The organism is Shewanella fodinae (genome assembly GCF_014651955.1).
GTDB lineage: Bacteria > Pseudomonadota > Gammaproteobacteria > Enterobacterales > Shewanellaceae > Shewanella > Shewanella fodinae.
Window position 1 is genome coordinate 67,302 of record NZ_BMXW01000011.1, and the last position, 19,091, is coordinate 86,392.

Sequence of the window (19,091 nt, forward strand, 5' to 3'; positions counted from 1 at the left end):
TTGCAAGGTATATGCACAATTACTGACATTCTGTGAGTTCATTGGCACAACCAAACAAAAAGGCTGCCAATTACGGCTGTTGCCGCTTAAGGTAGCGGGGAGTTGAAAGGTGGAGCCAAGTAATGCGGGTGATGTGTGCGGTATGGCAATGGTTAAAATACCTTGGACTGTGGCTGATTATGGTTTTGCTTAGCGCTGCCGCGCAGGCATCGCCACAAATCACCTTAAATGTGCACAGTAATACCCCGCCATTTGAGTGGCAAAATGAAAATGGTGAAGAAAGCGGCTTTAACGTTGAGCTGGCGCGTTATATTGCTCAACAACTGCATTACTCACTTAAAGTGAAACGACAAACGCTGAAGCAATCATTACATTCAGTGACCAACGACCGCTGGCAGTTGGCCGTGATTGCGGTACCCGCCGGACGTCAGCTCGATATCAATACAGCATTGCCACTACTTCCCACCTATGTCAGTGCCTACAACCGGCGTGGTGAAGGCGATGCCGATACCTGGGAAGCCCTTAAAGGTAAAAGGGTTGCCATCAAACAGGCGTCGTCGGTAGCCATGTACCTGCTGCAGTCGCCACAGGATTTCATCATGGTGCCAGTCGTGACCAATGAGCAAGGGTTTGCATTGCTAACCGCGGGTAAAGTGGACTATGTGGTGTCCGAGTTCTATTGCTCACGACGCATGCTGAGTAAATATCCACTAGCCAAAACTGCTGGCAAGCCGCTGCTTTACAGCCAGTTTTATCTCATCATGTCGAATAAAGACCCCGCCTTTGTCACTGCAGTCAACAATGTGATCAAGCACAGTTATAACAATGGTTACTTTGATGATTTATTGAATAAATGGGTGGGCTTCGGTAAAGAGAAAATTGAACTGGGTCAGGTACGCAGTGACTTTTTTCAGGGAGCGCTGCTTACCGCCATCATCTCCAGCATGGGAATGTTGATTACGCTGTATATCAGCTTGGTGCTGCGGCAAAAAACCAAATCGCTGAAACAAGAACTGGTGAATCGCCGTAAGGCAGAAGCAGAGATAAAACGGGTGTCAGCACAATTTCATTCAGTGCTGGATGGTTTGCCCCACGGCGTGTGCCTGCTGGCACGGGATCAGCACTTGATTTGGCACAATGGTAAATATCCCTGGGTGTTACAACCGCAACAACTGGTTCAAGCACAACCGGCGCTGGAACTGGCGCAGTTGGTGACCGCCACTTTTACTGGCGAGGACTCGCAAAATTGCGAGTTTACCCTCGACAATAAACGTTGGAAGCTGCAACTGCACCGTATTTCGGAGGAAATGCTGGTGCTGTTTATCGAAGACTGTACCGAGCAATACGAGCTGAAACAGACTACCGAGCTGTCTGCCCGCTTAGCGTCTTTGGGTGAACTATCGGCAGGAATTGCCCATGAGATTAATAATCCGGTGGGACTTATCACTCAGTCGGTGACCCTGATGCGCGATCTGCTGGAAGATCTGCGACTGAGCAGTGCCGATGGTAATTCATCAACAACCGCGTTTAACACACTGATTGCCGAACTGGATTACAGTTGCGAGTCGGTGGACGATGCCGCGGCCCGTATCGGCCGTATTGTGCGCGATCTTAAAAATTTCGCCCAGCCTGGATTGGAGATGCACCCCAAAGCCGTCAGCATCAACAAAGTGGTGGAAACAGCGCTACGGCTGACCCATAACAACGTCAAACGGCTGCAATTAACGCTACAACTGGATGATTCACTACCCAAAGTTGAAGGTGACGAACTGCAACTACAACTCGTGTTAGTCAACCTGATCCAAAATGCCTGCCTGGCGATGGACAAAGCCGAACCACAGTTGCAGATCTGTACCGGTGTTGAAAATGGCAGTATCTATGTCACGGTGGCTGATAACGGCTGTGGTATGGACCCACAAACATTGGCGCGCATCCGCGAACCCTTCTTCACCACCCGGCGCAGTCAGGGCGGCACCGGTCTGGGGCTATCTACCAGCAACAAGATCCTCGCCGAGCATCAAGCACAGTGGCAAATCCGTTCCCGTCCGGGAACGGGCACCGAAATGAAATTGTTGTTCAGGAGTATTGGATGAAACTGTGTCGTAATATTCTGGTCATCGATGACGAAACCCGTTGGCTGCGTACCATCGCCATGGTGCTCAATCGCCATATTCCCGAGGCTCAGACGCATACCTGTGAAAACAGTCGTCAGGCGCTGCAACTGATCCGTGATCTGGATATTGCACTGGTGCTACTGGATCTGAATATGCCCTACCTGGACGGCCGCCAGCTACTGCGTGACATCCGCGAACACACGCCATATGTCAGAGTGATTGTGGTGACCGGACTCAATGAAACCGAAGTTGCAGTGGAGTGTATGAAGCAAGGCGCCTATGACTTTATTGCCAAAACCAGCTCTACTGAGCAACTGTTGTTGTGTGTACGTCGGGCCATGGAGGTGATTACACTGGAGCGCAGTTATCACCGTATCAAGGATGGTTTTTTTAATCGTCGCAGCCTCAGCGCTTTTAGCGACATACTGACGACCGATGTCAAAATGCACGATTGCTTCACTTATGCGGCAACGCTGGGTGACAGCAATGACCCTATCCTGCTGGAGGGTGAAAGTGGAACGGGCAAACGTCTGTTCTGCCAAGCATTGCAACAACTGTTTTGTCCAGAAATGCCGCTGCTGGAACTGTCGTTGGCGGAGTTAACACTGACCCAACTGGAGCAGCGGCTGTTTGGCGACAGCGAACACCCCGGACTGTTACAGGCATGCGGCAACGGCATGTTATTACTGACACAATTGGAGGACGCATCACCTCAAATCCAAAGTGTTATCACCCGTTTGTGCCAACTGAAACGTTATTTTCCGCGCGGCTCGCTACGAGAGAAATCGCTAGCCTGTCGTCTGCTACTTAGCAGCCATCTGTCGCTGGAGCAATTGGAACAACAAGGATTTTCTCAGGGGTTGGTCTACACCCTACGCCCCCAGCGGATAAAACTGCCACCGCTACGAGAACGTCAGGCAGATATCGGTTTACTATTACAGCACTTTACCGAACAGGCCTGTCAGGCGCAGGGGCGAGATTATCTGGCGTTACCGCATGAACTGGCACAGCGTTTAGAACGCTATCTGTTCCCGGGCAATATCAGTGAGCTGAAATCCTTGGTATACAGTGCTGTCAATGTCAGCAGTGGTAGCGAACTGGCGATGGCACCATTTTTTCAGGTATTAGAACAACCCGCACAGTCGCCGCTAATACAACGCCTGACATTTCCAGAAAATCTGCCCACCATCGGCGAAGCCACACAACAGCTGATCCATGAGGCGCTAATACGCACCAATAACAATCAGAGTGCTGCCGCTAAACTGTTGGGGATCACCCAAAGCGCCCTCAGCCGCCGATTGAGTAAATCCACCTAATAAAGCACAACTATCGCCTTTTAATTAATGCTATATTATCAACCACTAAATAAACATGTGTCACAAAAGTTACCAAAAACATTAAATCACAAGATAATTTGGATAACACGCACATTTACCCGTTAATGGCACAGTTAATATTAAACTCACCCTAGTAACAAAAAATAATATAAGTATATGTAATTAATAATTTTTTAGGGGATATTCGATGTTTAATGACTGGAGCGTAAAGCTTAAATTAGGAACAGGTTTTGGAGCCGTATTGTTATTGACCCTCCTCGTTGGTGGCATCGGTCTGATGGTGATAAATCAAATTGAGAGTCAGACTGAAAAACAGCAACATATCATCATTTTTAACAATCATATCAGTCAATTGGCGAGCGGTCGCTTAGGCTACCTCAAAGACTTTAATGGCGACATCGCCGCTCATATCGCCACTGAATTACAGGCCGCTAAGACGCTGGTAGATCATGACTTGCAACTAAAACGTAGCAGTGACAGCAGCCAACGTCTCAATCACTTGGCGCAACAACTACAGCTATATGATGATTCTTTCACGCAACTTAAACAATCTGTGAGCGCCAGGATTACCGCTGAAAACCAGTTACAAACGCACATCAATCATGCCAGTGAACTATTGCGGCAGTTAACAGCCGCAATTCCTGCCAGTGATGACAGCCTGCAACATCTGGCCGCGCAACTTGGTAAGCGCTTTTATCAGGCGCGCTTTTTAGTGATAGAACTGCTACGAGGGGATGATATACAGGGAAAACTGCAAGATACCGCGGCTGAGTTTGACACCTATATCACCCAGTTACAGACTCAAGCATCTTCACAGCAACAGTTACTTACTGATATCAGTGACAGTTTCAAACAATACGTGGCAATTGCCAGTACCCTACCCGGCCTGATGAGCTCACTGGCAAAAAACAGTGCCGCACTGGAGCAAGATGAGCAGACACTGGTGGACACCGCCAATCAGGAGAGCGTAGCGCAGGCTAATCTGCAACAAAGTATCACGCACTCTGCCTATATTTACGTGACCATCGCCACTTTGGCCGCCTTGTTTGTCGGCTTCAGCGCTACCTTGGTGATAAGTCGCGGCATCAACCAACCCTTACAGCAGGTATTGGACGTTGCCAAACGCATTGGTGAAGGCGATCTGACGGCGCAGAGCAACGCCAAACGCAAAGATGAAATGGGGCAACTGATGCAGGCAATTGCTGCCATGACTCAGAGTCTACGGCAGCTTATTAGTCAGGTGAAAGAAAGCGCGGTACAGCTAGCATCATCGGCTACCGAGTTATCGGCAGTTACCGAGCAAACCAGCATTGGCGCGCAACAACAGAAACAGGAAACCGATCAGGTTGCCACCGCCATCAACGAAATGACCCTGACAGTTGCCGAAGTCGCCCGCAACGCGGAAGAATCTGCCAGTGCCGTAGAGCGAACTGACCAGCAAACCGCCGCTGCGAATCAGGAACTGGACAACACCATCGCGCAGATGCAGCTGCTAAGCCAAAAAATGCAGCAATCATCGCAGGCGATGGATCATGTGGTGAGCAGCAGCGAGCAAATTGGCAGCATCATGGATGTGATTAAAGGGATTGCCGAGCAAACTAACCTGCTAGCGCTGAACGCCGCGATTGAAGCCGCCCGAGCCGGTGAATCTGGTCGTGGTTTTGCCGTGGTTGCTGATGAAGTACGGAATCTGGCACAACGCACGCACAATTCGACCTCAGAGATTGAATCGCTGATTTTAGGGCTGCAACAAGGTGCCCGTGAAGCGGCTACCCAAGTGAACGACAGCCATGAAAGCACGCAAAGCGTCGTACAGCATGTGAATGTGGTCGGTTCAGCGTTGCATACTATTACCGAGCTGACCCATCACATCCGCGATATGGGGCAACAGATTGCGACCGCAGCTGAGGAACAGACCACCGTGGCAGAAGATATTAACCACAATATTCTGAACGTCCGTGATGCGGCCGATCAGGCTGCGGCGGCCAGTGAACAAACAGTGGCCTCCAGCAATGAATTAGCGCGGCTTAGCAATGAGTTGCAGCGAATGGTGGCAGGCTTCAGGGTGTAATGTCAGTTAGCAGTGAATGACTGTCATGGTCATTCACTGTTTTACCTCAGTGGAAGTGCCGACAATTTCGCCATTAGTCAATCATGAATGCCAATCACTTCTGTTAAACTGCCCCCACTTGTGTGGTTCTGTTCGATACAACAAAATCGAGGCTTTAGGCCGACAGCCCACTGACTTTTTCAGGACGTTAACATGGCATTGCTGTGGCTGATCACTGCACTCTGGGCTGTTTCCTTTTCATTGATAGGCGCTTGTCTCTCAGGACAGGTAGATGATTACATTGCGGTTACCTCTAGAATGTTGTTAGCGCTAATGATATTTCTACCGTTCTGGCGGCCAGTTCACTGGCGTCAGGCGTTGATAATGATGGCCACCGGTGCTATTGAAATTGGTATGACTTACCTGTTTCTGTATCGCAGCTATCACTATCTAAGTGTGCCAGAGCTGCTGTTATTTACCATTTTCACGCCAATTTACGTGAGTTTATTTGCCGACCTGTTTGCCAAACGCTGGCCCAAACAGTTATGGGCTCCGGCTTTGCTCGCAGTAGCGGGTGCGGCAGTGATCCGCTGGACCGAACTCAGTGAAGATTACTGGAAAGGGTTTTTGCTAATCCAGGCCGCAAACGCCTGTTTTGCCTTTGGTCAGGTGTGGTATCGCCACCAAAGCCTGCAAAATCAGCTGCCCCATCGCGCGCGTTTTTTTTGGTTTTTTCTCGGCGCCGCCGTCATCACCAGTGCCGCCATGTTAGGGCTGGCAGACTGGTCAAAACTGCCATGGACGCCGCAGCAGCAAGGCGTATTGCTATGGTTGGGCGTTGTCACTTCTGGGCTGGGTTATCTGGGCTGGAGCTATGGTTCAACCTTAGTGAATGCTCAGCAACTGGCGGTGATGAATAATATGCTGATCCCTGCCGGGATCATGGTAAACGTGTGGTTCTGGCACGGACAAGTTAACGACTGGCCAAGATTAGTGTTGGGATGTCTCTGCATGGCGGTCGCATTGTGGCTTTGTCGGCAACGTCAAAGCGCGATAACCAAATGACGGTTAAAGATAACTTTCAACACGGTTACGACCGTTATTCTTGGCGCGATATAGTGCATCATCGGCGGCATTTAACAGCTGCCACGATTCCGTAATATCATCAGAACAGGCGAGCCCAATACTGACTGTCAATCTCAGCCCTGGGGCAATATCACTGCAGTCCATCGATTCCACTGCAATACGCAACCGTTCACAAACCTGCAACGCCTGCTGACTGGTAGTGGTTGGCAGCAACAAGGAGAACTCCTCGCCGCCCCAACGCGCGGCGATGTCAATGCCGCGGCAGGATAACTGCAGCTGTTTTGCCAAACGGATCAGCGCCTTATCACCAACACTATGGGAATACTTGTCGTTGATCCATTTAAAATGGTCAATATCGATAAATGCCAGCGTCAAAGGCTGCACCAGTCGTTTTGCCCGCATAAATTCCTGTGCTAGGTGTTCATCGAAGGCTCGGCGATTGGCTAATCCCGTCAGTGAGTCCTGCTTGGCTTGAATTTCTAACGCCAGCGTTTGCTGCTGCAACTTATCGAGCAATACCGACTTTTCCTGGTTGGCGCTTGCCAGATTTTCAGCCTGCCGCTGCAGTTCTGCGGTTTTGTTGGCCACCTGCTGTAATAGATACTGCTTGGAACGCCGCAAACTAGCGGTACGCCAGTAAGTGAACCCAACAATCAACAATATTGCTACTGCTAATGCGATATATTTGGCGGGTAATGTCTGCCACCAGAATGGCAATTTCACTATGGTCAATTTTGCTGACGGACTCCAGTGTCCACCAGGATTGGCGGCCTGAATATCCAACACATAGGTCCCAGGTGCCAAGTTGGTAAATTCCACTTGGTTCTGGCCGGTTTTATCGCGCCATTCCTGCTCGAAACCCTCCAGTTTAGTGCGATAACGCAGCCGGGTTGGCATAATGAAACTGAGGCCGGCATATTGAATTTCCAAACGTTGTACCGCAGCCGCCACCGTCAACTCGGCACTCAGTGGTACCGATTCGCTATCCAGGGTGATGTGCTCTATCACGACCTGCGGTATATGTTCAGCAAACTGTTGCAAGCGCTGGGGTCTTACTGAGGTAACGCCCATGGCGGTCGCCATCCACAAAGTACCGTCACGACTCGCCACCATTGTAGGATTTGAACCACCGTTAGCCTGCGCACTCAGCATGCCATCACTTTCGCCATACAGCACAGTTGCCAACGTTGCCATCCGGCCATCGGCCACCGCATTGGCATCCGCTTCATTAAAGCGCAAAATGCCACGATTACTGGTCATCCAGATATTGCCAAATCCATCGATCAGCAGTTGGAAAAATTTGTCAAAGGGCAACCCACTGCGACGACCAATCAGGTTGATTTCACCGGTGTCCAGCCGCAAACGTAATAAGCCACGGTCAGTGGCAACCCAAAGCAATCGCTTCTCTGGCTGCGGATAAAGGCCAAAAGCATATTCTGCCTGATCAAATTGATGGATAGGCATTTCAGTGAACTTGCCATGCTGATAGATGGCAATGCCAGTGCCGGTACCAATCCACATTTTGTCGTCACAGCGCAGTAATTCCACTACAAAGTTGCCCGGTAAACCATCCTGAGTCGTGAGGTTATCAATTTTACCGTCGTGCCAATGCGCCAGACCTTGTGCCGTGCCGATCCAGACGCTGCCATCAGGGTCTTGCAGGAGCGCCCTCACCTCGTTGGAAACTAATCCAGAGTTACGATCAGCAAGCAAGTGAGTTTTGCCATTCTCATAAATAAATACCCCCGCAGTATAGGTGCCAATCAGTAATCTCTGCTTATCCATGGGCGCCAAACTGAGGATAGATTCGCCTGCCAGCACATTGTCAACGACTTGGCCTTTTTCGGGGGAATAGCGACTCAATCCGCGGGAACTGCCCACCCAGATATCACCATTTTCAGCTTCTAGCAACGCTCGAATATAGTTACCGACCAAACCCTGCTTGGTGGTAATCGTTGAAAACGGTGCATCCCGCAAGCGAAATAAACCGCCATTAGTACCAATCCAGATGCTTTGTTCCTTGTCCTCAAAGATATCCAGCACCCGGTTACTAGGCATACCTTGACTCGCATCCAGATGTTCTAACCCATAAGTCTGACTCAAGCGGAAAATACCCTGCTGGACCGTGCCCATCCACAGGCTTCCCTGATGATCGAGTAACAACTTGGACACCGCCACATTTTGTAATTGCGGATGCAGAAACTCGAAGTTTTCTCCCACCTTGCGACGTACACCAGTTTCGCTGGCAACAATAAGTCCTTCTGCGGTATTCAATAGATCAAAAATAGGCGTTTCATGCAGCGCCGCGATAGAGGTAAATTTTTTGTGGTCCCATAGCACCAAGCCTCCAGCAGTACCAATCCAGATACTGTCATCTGCGGCCTTAGCAAAACTATAAATTGTGTTGCTGGGGAGTCCCTGCGCCGTCGTCCACTGCTGACGGGTCCCATCAGCATCCTGACGGAACATTCCGCCACCCTCGGTGCCAATCCACATGGTGTTGTGTTGGTCCACCCAAATACGGTTGATCAACACGCCGACAGGTGGCAACGGAAGCCATTTGCCATTTGTTACTGTCGTCAGCCCACCTCTGGCACCCCCGATAATCAACCTTCCGTGCTGATCCAGATAGGAGGTCCGAGTGCCAACATCCGGTAATCCAGTGGTGTTATCACGACCAAACATCTTGAATTTATTACCATTAAAACGGGCAACGCCTTCCCAGCTAGTCAACCATAAGTAACCTTCAGGGGTCTGAACTATGCTGTTAACAGTGTTATGGGGTAACCCTTGGCGCGTCGTCCAGATCTCGTTGAAATAACGATTCAGGGGGGCAATATTGCTGGCGTCAACAGTCTCTGCTGCGGCAGCCAGTAATTCAAAAGCAAAAAATAGCGTGGCAAATGCCAACAAACGGATACAGTTTGTCATGGTTGGAGATGACCTGTTCTGCTCATGGAGTGAGTCCGTTTACATCTTTGCAACTTCCACTAACAATACCTTTTTTTGCCCCATTGGCATAGGCAATTACTTGTCATTAAACGCAATTATTTTGAGAAAAAAACCATAAAAAAAGCTGCAGTGCAGCTCTTTTTGTACTACGACCATTATCCACCAGTGCTATTTAATCGTTGCCGGAACCATAATGAAGATAATAGCCCCAAACAGATCTATCAACAGAAACGAAAAAAACAGAATGCCATTTAACTGCCTTCCTTTCAGGGGCGCGCCTTTTGAACATTTAGGGCTGAAGGTGAATTGAGGATGCAACGTTTTCAATAACGGCAAGTTAGCATCACGGATCACTTCATCACGCCGCATCATCAACAACAGGATCACCGTAACAAAAGCACAAAGGCACAGAACAACAGCAGAATTATGTGGATCAGATTTTAAGGCATATGCCCCGCCAATGGCCGCCGTCTGAATCGCTATCAACCACTGCACACGGTTCCACATGACCTGATCCAGATGAATAAAATGCGACATCATGATCGACAAAGTACTGTCATCGGGTCTGGTTGTTTGCTGCGGTTCGATCATCATTTTCTCCTGCATGTATCCCCTATATCGCTAGTCAGCTAGTCACGTTGCGCCACCAGACAGTGCTAACAGCTCATTTCTTTCACGACATTGTATCCGAGCCAAAGGTTTTGAGAAGCCAGGATTTAGTGAAATTATTGATGAATCACAAGTGATTGCCATTAAGTCATCGGCTACGGCAACACCACTGCATTACAGACATACTGTCGATAAACTCATTTCAAGATTGGTGATAACGGCAATCTTTGTAACTCACGGCTTACAGGTGTAGAACCATCGGCTGATAGATTAATCCGGCTTTCTCCGCCACCTCGCCGTGACACTCAAAACCCGCTTTGCGATACACAGGAATAGAATAGAGTGATGCGTTCACTGTGACCGCCTTGGCGGTGGCATGTTGCAGTATTGCCTTCAATAACTGCTTACCTATTCCTTGTAGCTGAAAATCAGGATCAACAAAAAACATCACCACATGACTAGTAGCGCTAAGCTCTATCACGCCGGTAATATGTGCCGCATCTGTTGCCACCAAAATAATGCTTCCCTGTTGGAGCCGCTGTAAAAAAGCTGTAGCAGCGGCCACGGTAGCAAAGGTCTGCACTCCAGCTGGCGGCAATGAGGCCGCAACGGTTTTACTGAATGAACGCATACAAACAGCGCTGACGGCATCAACATCTGCCGCCGTCATACGTCGAATCAACATGTTTACTCCTTTTTTCACCAGCGCCGTTTTTACGCCAACATTAACACTTGAGTCCATACGCCAACCGCTGGAAATCGCGTTAATTACTCTGGCTGACGGGGAAACTGTTTCACACCCGCGGGGATCTGGAACCAGTCCTGTTTTTCGCTAATCCAGGCGTGTATTGTCGGTTGGAGAATGCGCGTGTCATCCAGATTCGCCGCTTTCAATTTGATTTGCTCTGGATGTGCTGGGTTAACGTGATATATGCGGTTGCCACAAACGGGACAAAACATGGCAGCATTAATATTACCGCTGTCGGCTTTACGCTCCCAACGTTTCATCTCGCCGTGAAAGACCACGTCTTTTGCGTTGACCAAAGCGGTAATGCTAAAGGCGCTGGTAGACAGCTTTTGACACGCTTTGCAATGACAAGCCACAACCCGTTGTGGTGGTGCCAGCAATTCGTAAGTTACATTACCGCACTGACAGCTTCCGTGAATCGGATACTGAACTTCATCCATGATAACTCCTTAATCAGAATACAAAAAAACACCCGCCATCAGGCGGGTGTCGATACCTTTAAGGCGATATCAGTCTACCAGACCACGACGCTTCAGTAATGCATCAATAGTAGGCTGCTGACCACGGAAGTTGATGTAATCCTGCATCAGATCCTGACTATTGCCTTTTGACAGCACATCCTCGCGGAATTTGTCGCCATTTTCGCGAGTCAAACCACCATGCTCCTTCATGTAAGAGAAGGCATCAGCGGCAAATACCTCTGTCCACAGGTAAGCGTAGTAACCTGCAGAGTAGCCACCAGAAAACGCATGGCTAAAGTAGCAGGAACGGTAACGCGGCATTATGGGTGCATAGTAGATACCGTGTTTTTCCAGAGCGGCTTTTTCAAACGCGTTGACATCGGTGATTTTGCTGCCAGCCTTCACTGAGTGCCATTCCATATCCAACAACGCGGCACCTAAGTATTCCACGGTGTTGAAGCCTTGATTGAAAGTGGCGGCATCACGGATTTTCTTCAGCAGATCCGCGGGAATTGGCTCGCCAGTTTTGTAGTTTTTGGCGTAATTTGCCAATACTTCTGGATTGATGGCCCAATCTTCATTGAACTGTGACGGGAACTCCACAAAGTCACGAGCAGTAGACGTTCCTGCCAAGCTCGGATATTTCACTTTGGAGAAGATACCATGTGCGGCGTGACCAAATTCGTGGAACATGGTCACCACTTCGTCAAAGGTCAGTAGCGTTGGCTGTCCGGCTGCGGGTTTTGGAATGTTGAGTGCGTTATATACGACAGGCTTGCCATCCAGCAGATAGTTCTGGGTGACAATCTCATCCATCCAAGCACCACCATTTTTACCCACGCGGGCATAAGGGTCCAGATAGAACAACGCCAACGGGCTACCGTCTTTATCAAACACCTGCCATACCTTGACATCTTCCTGCCATACGGGCAGATCGGTACGTGGCTTGAAGGTAATGCCATACAGTTTGTTCATGGCAAAGAACAGGCCATCATTCAGTACGCGGTTAAACTCAAAGTAAGGTTTGATCTGTGCTTCATCGAGATCATATTTGGCCTTACGCACTTTCTCGGCGTAGTAGTTCCAGTCCCATGGTTTGAGTTCAAAATTACCACCTTCGGCTTTGATCTCCTTCTGGATATCTGCAGCTTCATGCTCAGCCTTAGCAACAGCTTTAGGTGCCAGATTGTCCAGCATGCTGTATACCGCGGCAGGCTTACCGGCCATCTGATCAGCCAGCACATAGTCGGCCCAAGTGTCATAACCCAGCAGTTTGGCTTTCTCGGCACGCAGCTCAGCCAACTTCAATACGATTGGACCGTTAGTGCTCTGTGCCCGATTTGCTGAGGTTTCCCAGATTTTCTGGCGCAGTTCGCGGTTATCTAAGTGCATCAGTAATGGCTGACGGGTGGTATTCACCAAAGAGATCAGATATCCCTCTTTACCTGCTGTTTTGGCAGCGGCAGCGAGACCATCTATCTCATCGTCACTCAGACCTTTGAGCTGTGCTTTGTCGGTAACCAGAATTGTGTCGTCTTTAAATGACTTCAGAATATTCTGTGAAAACTCGGTTGCCAGCTTGGACAGTTCGCCATTGAGGTCACGCAGTTTAGCCTTATCCTGATCGTTCAGTTTGGCACCAGCACGGACAAACTGGTCGTAATAATGCTGGACTAAGCGCTGATCCACTTTGTCAGTGAGCTTATCCTTAGCGTCATATACCGCCTGCACACGGGCAAACAGTTTTGGGTCCATATAGATGTTGTCAGAGTGCTCGGTGAGCATTGGCATTGCCTGCTCTTCGATCTTCTGTACTTCATCATCAGCTAACAGGCCGGAATACTGGAAGAACGCCCGGCTGGTACGATCCAGAATGGCACCGGTTTTTTCCATCGCCACAATAGTATTAGCAAAAGTTGGCGCTTCTGGATTATTGGCAATTGCCGCAATCTCTTCGCTGTGTTCTTTGATGCCCGCCTTGAATGCTGGCATAAAATCCGCTTTGGTGATCAGGTCATACTGCGGCGCCTGGAATGTCAGCGGACTTGGTTCAAGCAATACGTTTCCCACTTTCTTAGTGTCTTTTTTGGTATCAGCCGGTGCGGCAATCTTACTGGCATCACTTGCCAGTTGCTGTGCTGCAACCTTAGCTGCTGTTTTGGGTTCCTGCGCTTTCTGCTCACCACAAGCGCTGAGGATCAGCGCTGCGCCGATGGCAGTAGCAATTACTGTTTTATGCATTGTGACTCCGTTTTTCTTATGCTGTCGCCTGTTTATGATTATGAAAAGCCACTCATCGCGGCCGGGCACGACAACCTAGATTGATTCCCGCACCAACCTTACCAAGTTTTGCCAAGTAGGAACAATCACTGAACTGTAAGAATTTTCTGTCCAACACGGTCGCCGATATCCCATGCCGCCGACATTAGCCTATTATGCTGAAAATTCTCAACAAAACCGAAGAACATACCGTGTTTATAGGGATGACTGTAAAACAGCGATTCCTATGTCAGCTTCTGTTACAAAAATTCCGGTAATTTTAAGAAATAACCGCTAAGTTTACCTACCTCTGGTCACGTTTCATCGGCAAACTACGCCCCTTGAGCGAGCATCCATCCGTCTAACATAATTGATAAGACTTTTTATGTATAAAACATCACTACTGACACTGGCGATTGCCTTTAGTTTTACAGCCTTCGCACAGCAGACCGAGCAGTTCCCAACCGTCAAACTGCGAGTATTGGAAACCTCTGATCTGCACGCCAATATCATGGATTACAACTATTATGCGGGCAAAGAAGATCCAACCATTGGTCTAGCACGCACCGCCAGCTTGATAGACGCGGCCCGTAAAACCGCCGACAATGCAGTGCTGGTAGATAATGGTGACCTGTTACAAGGCAGTCCGATGGGAGATTACATGGCCCATACCGGCTTGCAACCTGGGCAGATACATCCGGTATATAAGGCAATGAATCTGTTGGATTACACCGTAGGTAATATTGGTAACCATGAATTCAACTATGGTTTGGATTTTCTGCATAAGTCGCTGTCTGGCGCCCGTTTTCCCTATATCAACGCTAACGTTTACTGTGCGGCAGCACAGTGCTGGGATGGCATTAAGCAAGGTCAACATCTGTTCACACCTTATTTGATTAAAGCTACGCAGGTGACGGATACTGCGGGTCACAGTCACACATTGAATATCGGCTATATTGGGTTTGTGCCGCCACAAATTCTGCAGTGGGATCAACAGAATTTGCGCGGAAAAGTGCGCGCCGACAGCATTATTGAGACCGCTAAAAAGCTGGTGCCCGAGATGAAGGCTAAAGGTGCGGATATCATTATTGCCATTCCGCATTCGGGGATTGGTTCAACTGAGAATCCGGGAGATCCAATGGCTGAAAATGCGGTTTATGCCATCACGCAAGTACCCGGCATAGATGCAGTACTCTTTGGTCACAGCCATTCGATTTTCCCGGCGCCCCGTTACAGTGGTTTGCCCAATACTGATATCAGTAAAGGCCTGATGAACGGTATTCCTGCCGTTATGCCAGGGCGTTGGGGGGATAACATGGGACAGGTCGATTTTACCCTGCAGTTACAGCAGAACCGCTGGCAGATTGTCGATGCCCGCGCCCAAGCCATCCCAATCTACGATGGCATTCGCAAACAAGCGTTAGTCACCGCCGATGAACATATTCATCAGGCCGTGGCTGCCGAGCACCAAGGGACTCAAGCGTATATGGAGCGCCCTATTGGCGCGGCGGCCACGGATATGTACAGTTATCTGGCGCAAGTGCAGGATGATCCTTCCGTCCAAATCGTGGCGGATGCGCAGATAGCAGAGGTGAAAGCACAGTTACCAGAAACACTAAAAGGATTGCCGGTATTATCTGCCGCCGCGCCATTTAAAGCGGGTGGGCGTCACGGCACCACCAGTGATGCTGATCAGTACATCCAAGTTGCCAAGGGCACCTTGACCTTCAAAAATGCCGCCGATCTTTATCTGTTTCCCAACACCATGGTTGCCGTCAAAGTCACTGGTGCCGAATTAAAAGACTGGCTGGAATGTGCGGCGAATCAGTTCAACCGTATTGACCCTCATAGCAGCAAGCCGCAGCAACTGATCAACTACAATCATCCCACATACAATTTCGATATTATCGATGGCGTCAGTTACCGAATTGACGTAACGCAGCCAAGCAAATTCGACCGCGAATGCCAGGTTGTAGATCCACACGCATCTAGGATTGTTGACTTAAGTTATCGTACAGACAGCGGCAAACTGCTGACGGGAAAAGCAATGGCTGAACAAACGTTTATTGTGGCAACGAACAACTATCGGGCATTTGGCGGAAAGTTTGCCGGCACTGGCAGCCAACATGTGGTGATGGAGTTACCAAGCAGTAACCGCGAAGCCCTAGTGAATTACATCAGTACACAGTCCAAGTTTGATGCCGACAGCGGTCAGTATCAAACCATGGTTAATCCGGCGGCAGACTACAACTGGGACTTTGCCGATATTCGCAGCGATATCCCGCTAGATATCCGCTTTACCACTCAAAACAGCGACAAGGCCGATCATTTTATCAACGCCCATCGACATCGCCCCATGCGCAAACTGCAGGTTGATGAACTGGGATTTGCCGTGTATCAAATTGATTTGAGCGCTAAGCGCTGATAAAACAGACAACGCCCGTTATACGGGCGTTTTTCTACTACCAACAACCGTCAATTCAGCCAAGATAACGCATTGACGGACGTGGTGTCATGGCGTCTGTCTGGGCATCATATTGCTGCTGCGCCTGGAACATCTGCTCCACGTTAGCCTCTGCCCACTGCGACACCTTTTCAATGGTGTCGGCAAAAGACAACCCCAATTGAGTTAACTGGTATTCAACTGTCACCGGCACAGTGGCGTAGACCTGCCGCACAATCAACCCATCACGCTCCAACTGTTTCAATTTCTGCGACAACACTTTCTGCGAGATACCGTCCACTTGTCGTTTTAATTCATTGAAGCGCAACGGTTTACCATCACGGAGTAATCCTATAATCAATAACACCCATCGCTCCGCCAACCGTTCAAAAAACCAGCGAGCCGGGCAGTTGCGAGAATAGACATTATAGGAAAGTGCTTCGGTCATGGTTTCCTCCAGATAACCAACATACTTTAAAGCCACTTATTGTATACCTGGTTTCCAAAATATACCATGAGGCTGGCCAAAGGTTTCTGAGTCCTAGGCACTGTCGAATAACCGAGAACAAAGTGAGGAAGTTATGGCGTTAACTGCAGTAGTGTTCTTTTCAGGGTATGGTCATACCAAACGGGTTGCAGAATATGTTGCTAAAGGCGCCAACGCGCAATTGATCGCAATTAATGAGCAGGGAGAAATCAGCGATGCTGATTTTGACACCCTCAATGCTGCCGATGCCATCATTTTTGGTGCGCCCACCTATATGGGAGGAGTGCCGTGGCAATTCAAGAAATTTGCCGATGCAACATCTAAAATCTGGTTCACCAGCGGCTGGAAAGATAAAGTTTTCGGCGGATTTACCAACAGTGCCAGCCTGAATGGTGACAAGCAAGTCACACTGATCTCACTACAAACGCTAGCGTCTCAGCATGGTGGCTTGTGGGTAAGTCTCGGTCAATTGCCGTCTAATACCATGGCCGCTACCCGTAACGATATTAATAATCTCGGCGGTTCAGTGGGACTGTTGGTGCAATCACCTTCTGATGCTGGCGCAGACAAAATCCCTGAGGGTGATTTAGAAAGTGCCCGTCTATATGGTGAACGCGTTGCAAATATTGCAGCCAGATTGAAGAAATAGTTTATTAAGGTTCATGCCAATAAAAACCGGGACTGGCACTATGCGCCCGGTTTTTATTGGCTTCAGTCAGCAAAACGCTGTTGATAATCCTGCTGCGCAAACTGCAACAACGCTTCAGCACTGTCGATGACTTTCGCCGCCCGCAACAACTGCAGCCTGCCAGGCTGAGCGTAATCAGTAAAATGCACTTCGTCATCACCTTCTATCACCACATAATCACAGCGTTCGTGTTGCGCACACCAGAGCGTTCTGGCTTCAGCGCTGTGTTCCCGTTGCGAATGCTCGATTTTAAACACAGGTTTCATCGGTTTCCCCTGCCCGTCTGTTATTCCCCGATTATTGTAAAAAATGATCGCACTAACTCGAAGGAGGGTTTAGTTACCAAAGTCACCAGGAGCCAATCAGCAACGGATTCTGTGAGCTGTGACATTGTTTATCATTCAGCCAACAGTGCCCGGATACGGGCAGCAATGGCTTCAATTTCGGTGTGGTCACCGGAGACTTGCGCATGTGGCTTTAATCCCTTCAACGGCCCTGGCAGCAGATGGAAGTGGACATGTGGCACACTTTGCCCGGCATAACTCCCATTGTGTTGCACTAAACTACTGCCTGAGACCCCCATGGCCTGTTGCAAGGCGGTGCCCACTTTTTTAATGGTCCGGAAACAGGCCAGAGCCGCGTCATCCGGCAACTGGTATAGCGTTACCGCCGGAGCCTTTGGTAATACCAACAGATGCCCTGACATTTGCGGCATAATATCCATAAATGCCAAAGTTTCGGCATCTTCATACACTTTGATACAAGGGAGTTCACCCCGGATAATCCGAGCAAACACGTTGTTGTTGTCGTAAGTCAAATCCATCTCAAGTGATTCCATTAGCAACTGAAGGCATGCAGGTTTACCAGATCTTTAACCATTTGCCCAGCCCATAAAGATCAAATGCTTAAAGGATGCAGCAAAAGTCGTTAAGCTATAAGGAGTAATCATGACGGCGACCTTAGGCAGTTATAGGCAGTTAATAGAGGGAAATGCTATGGCGGTGATAACAACCAGCGTCCACGCTAACGGACTTGAGTATATCGAAGTAAACAGCAAGCTGTGCTACGCCAGGATACTGTTGCAAGGTGCGCAAATTGACAGCTTTATTCCTAAAGGCCAGGCACCATTGTTATGGGTTTCCAGCGCTGATGACTACCAGCCTGGGAACGGCATTCGTGGCGGCATACCCGTATGCTGGCCATGGTTTGGTCAGCACCCAAATGCCGATTGGCCACAACATGGTTTTGCCAGAAATCGCCAATGGCACCACTTCAGCACAGAGGTTCAGGATGAGATAGTCACGCTGAAATTGGTATTGCCGCTGGCAGCGGCTGACCGGCGTTTTTGGCCACATAACACCCGCGTAGAATTACACTGCCGATTTGGCCAACAATTGCGCGTCAGTCTGGTTAACATCAATTTGGATGATCACCCGGTTACGCTGACGCAAGCACTTCACAGTTATTTTCCAATTGGTGATATTCATCAGTTGATTGCTAAAGGGTTTAAAGGCGCACACTACATCGAGTTTGGCAAAGGCCCTTATGTGCAAACCGAAGACAACGTTCACTTTGAGCGGGAAACTGACCGGGTTTATAACGGTCTGGGAGCGGTGCAGCAATTGCATACTCCGCATGGCACCATCGTGGTTAAAAGAGAGCATAGCCACTCCGCCGTGTTATGGAATCCTTGGGTAGAAAAGTCACGGCGATTGGCGCGTTTTAACGATGATGATTACCTACAGATGGTCTGTCTAGAAGCGGCTAATGTACTGGAGGACGCGGTAACGCTCGCCCCTGGTGAGCGTCATGAGTTGACCACTGAAATCAGTTGGCAAGCATAAGCGGTCATCAGCC

The 19,091-nt window shown here is 49.2% G+C and carries 15 protein-coding genes; 7 read left to right on the plus strand and 8 right to left on the minus strand.

The window, feature by feature from the left end; translation table 11 throughout:
* Positions 1-122 precede the first annotated feature (122 nt).
* The 4 genes from IE064_RS11240 to IE064_RS11255 all read left to right on the plus strand — a co-directional run bounded on the left by IE064_RS11240 (position 123) and on the right by IE064_RS11255 (position 6,566).
* The gene (locus IE064_RS11240; RefSeq protein WP_189617898.1) at positions 123-2,093 is read left to right on the plus strand and encodes an ATP-binding protein; all 1,971 of its coding nucleotides are present in this window, start codon (positions 123-125) and stop codon (positions 2,091-2,093) included.
* Positions 2,090-3,430, plus strand: coding sequence for a sigma-54-dependent transcriptional regulator (locus IE064_RS11245; RefSeq protein ID WP_189617899.1), 1,341 nt, complete (start codon positions 2,090-2,092; stop codon positions 3,428-3,430). The genes IE064_RS11240 and IE064_RS11245 overlap by 4 nt, the downstream gene beginning before the upstream one ends.
* Positions 3,431-3,692: 262 nt before the next feature.
* Positions 3,693-5,522: a methyl-accepting chemotaxis protein gene (locus IE064_RS11250; protein ID WP_189617900.1), complete on the plus strand. Its 1,830-nt coding sequence runs from the start codon at positions 3,693-3,695 to the stop codon at positions 5,520-5,522.
* Between the two features lie 192 nt (positions 5,523-5,714).
* On the plus strand, positions 5,715-6,566 hold the full coding sequence (locus IE064_RS11255; RefSeq protein WP_189617901.1) for an EamA family transporter: 852 nt from the start codon (positions 5,715-5,717) through the stop codon (positions 6,564-6,566).
* 3 nt (positions 6,567-6,569) lie between these two features.
* Here the strand turns inward: IE064_RS11255 and IE064_RS11260 are convergent, their stop codons facing one another.
* The 5 genes from IE064_RS11260 to IE064_RS11280 form a co-directional block, all read right to left on the minus strand.
* Positions 6,570-9,518: a ligand-binding sensor domain-containing diguanylate cyclase gene (locus IE064_RS11260; RefSeq protein ID WP_189617902.1), complete on the minus strand. Its 2,949-nt coding sequence runs from the start codon at positions 9,516-9,518 to the stop codon at positions 6,570-6,572.
* Positions 9,519-9,707: 189 nt separating this feature from the next.
* Positions 9,708-10,133, minus strand: coding sequence for a hypothetical protein (locus tag IE064_RS11265; protein ID WP_189617903.1), 426 nt, complete (start codon positions 10,131-10,133; stop codon positions 9,708-9,710).
* Positions 10,134-10,389: 256 nt separating this feature from the next.
* Positions 10,390-10,833 (minus strand): GNAT family N-acetyltransferase, encoded by a 444-nt coding sequence (locus IE064_RS11270; protein WP_189617904.1) that lies wholly within the window; start codon positions 10,831-10,833, stop codon positions 10,390-10,392.
* A gap of 83 nt (positions 10,834-10,916) precedes the next feature.
* On the minus strand, positions 10,917-11,336 hold the full coding sequence (locus IE064_RS11275) for a GFA family protein (RefSeq protein WP_189617905.1): 420 nt from the start codon (positions 11,334-11,336) through the stop codon (positions 10,917-10,919).
* A 69-nt stretch (positions 11,337-11,405) separates the two neighbouring features.
* Entirely contained in the window at positions 11,406-13,598 is a 2,193-nt protein-coding gene (locus IE064_RS11280) for a M3 family metallopeptidase (protein WP_189617906.1), read from the minus strand.
* A 403-nt stretch (positions 13,599-14,001) separates the two neighbouring features.
* On the opposite strand from IE064_RS11280, the gene IE064_RS11285 reads away from it, so the two are divergent.
* Entirely contained in the window at positions 14,002-16,041 is a 2,040-nt protein-coding gene (locus IE064_RS11285) for a bifunctional 2',3'-cyclic-nucleotide 2'-phosphodiesterase/3'-nucleotidase (RefSeq protein ID WP_189617907.1), read from the plus strand.
* 55 nt (positions 16,042-16,096) lie between these two features.
* On the opposite strand, the gene IE064_RS11290 is transcribed toward IE064_RS11285, so the two are convergent.
* Positions 16,097-16,543 carry a winged helix-turn-helix transcriptional regulator gene (locus tag IE064_RS11290; RefSeq protein WP_229799988.1) on the minus strand — a complete coding sequence of 149 codons (447 nt, stop codon included), beginning with the start codon at positions 16,541-16,543 and terminating at the stop codon, positions 16,097-16,099.
* 97 nt (positions 16,544-16,640) lie between these two features.
* On the opposite strand from IE064_RS11290, the gene IE064_RS11295 reads away from it, so the two are divergent.
* Entirely contained in the window at positions 16,641-17,195 is a 555-nt protein-coding gene (locus IE064_RS11295) for a flavodoxin family protein (protein ID WP_133038825.1), read from the plus strand.
* 62 nt (positions 17,196-17,257) lie between these two features.
* On the opposite strand, the gene IE064_RS11300 is transcribed toward IE064_RS11295, so the two are convergent.
* Positions 17,258-17,500: a hypothetical protein gene (locus IE064_RS11300; RefSeq protein WP_189617908.1), complete on the minus strand. Its 243-nt coding sequence runs from the start codon at positions 17,498-17,500 to the stop codon at positions 17,258-17,260.
* A 131-nt stretch (positions 17,501-17,631) separates the two neighbouring features.
* Positions 17,632-18,057 carry an HIT family protein gene (locus IE064_RS11305; protein WP_229799990.1) on the minus strand — a complete coding sequence of 142 codons (426 nt, stop codon included), beginning with the start codon at positions 18,055-18,057 and terminating at the stop codon, positions 17,632-17,634.
* Positions 18,058-18,229: 172 nt separating this feature from the next.
* Between IE064_RS11305 and IE064_RS11310 the strand changes: the two genes are divergently transcribed.
* Positions 18,230-19,078, plus strand: a complete 849-nt coding sequence (locus tag IE064_RS11310; protein WP_189617944.1) for a D-hexose-6-phosphate mutarotase — start codon at positions 18,230-18,232, stop codon at positions 19,076-19,078.
* Positions 19,079-19,091 lie beyond the last annotated feature (13 nt).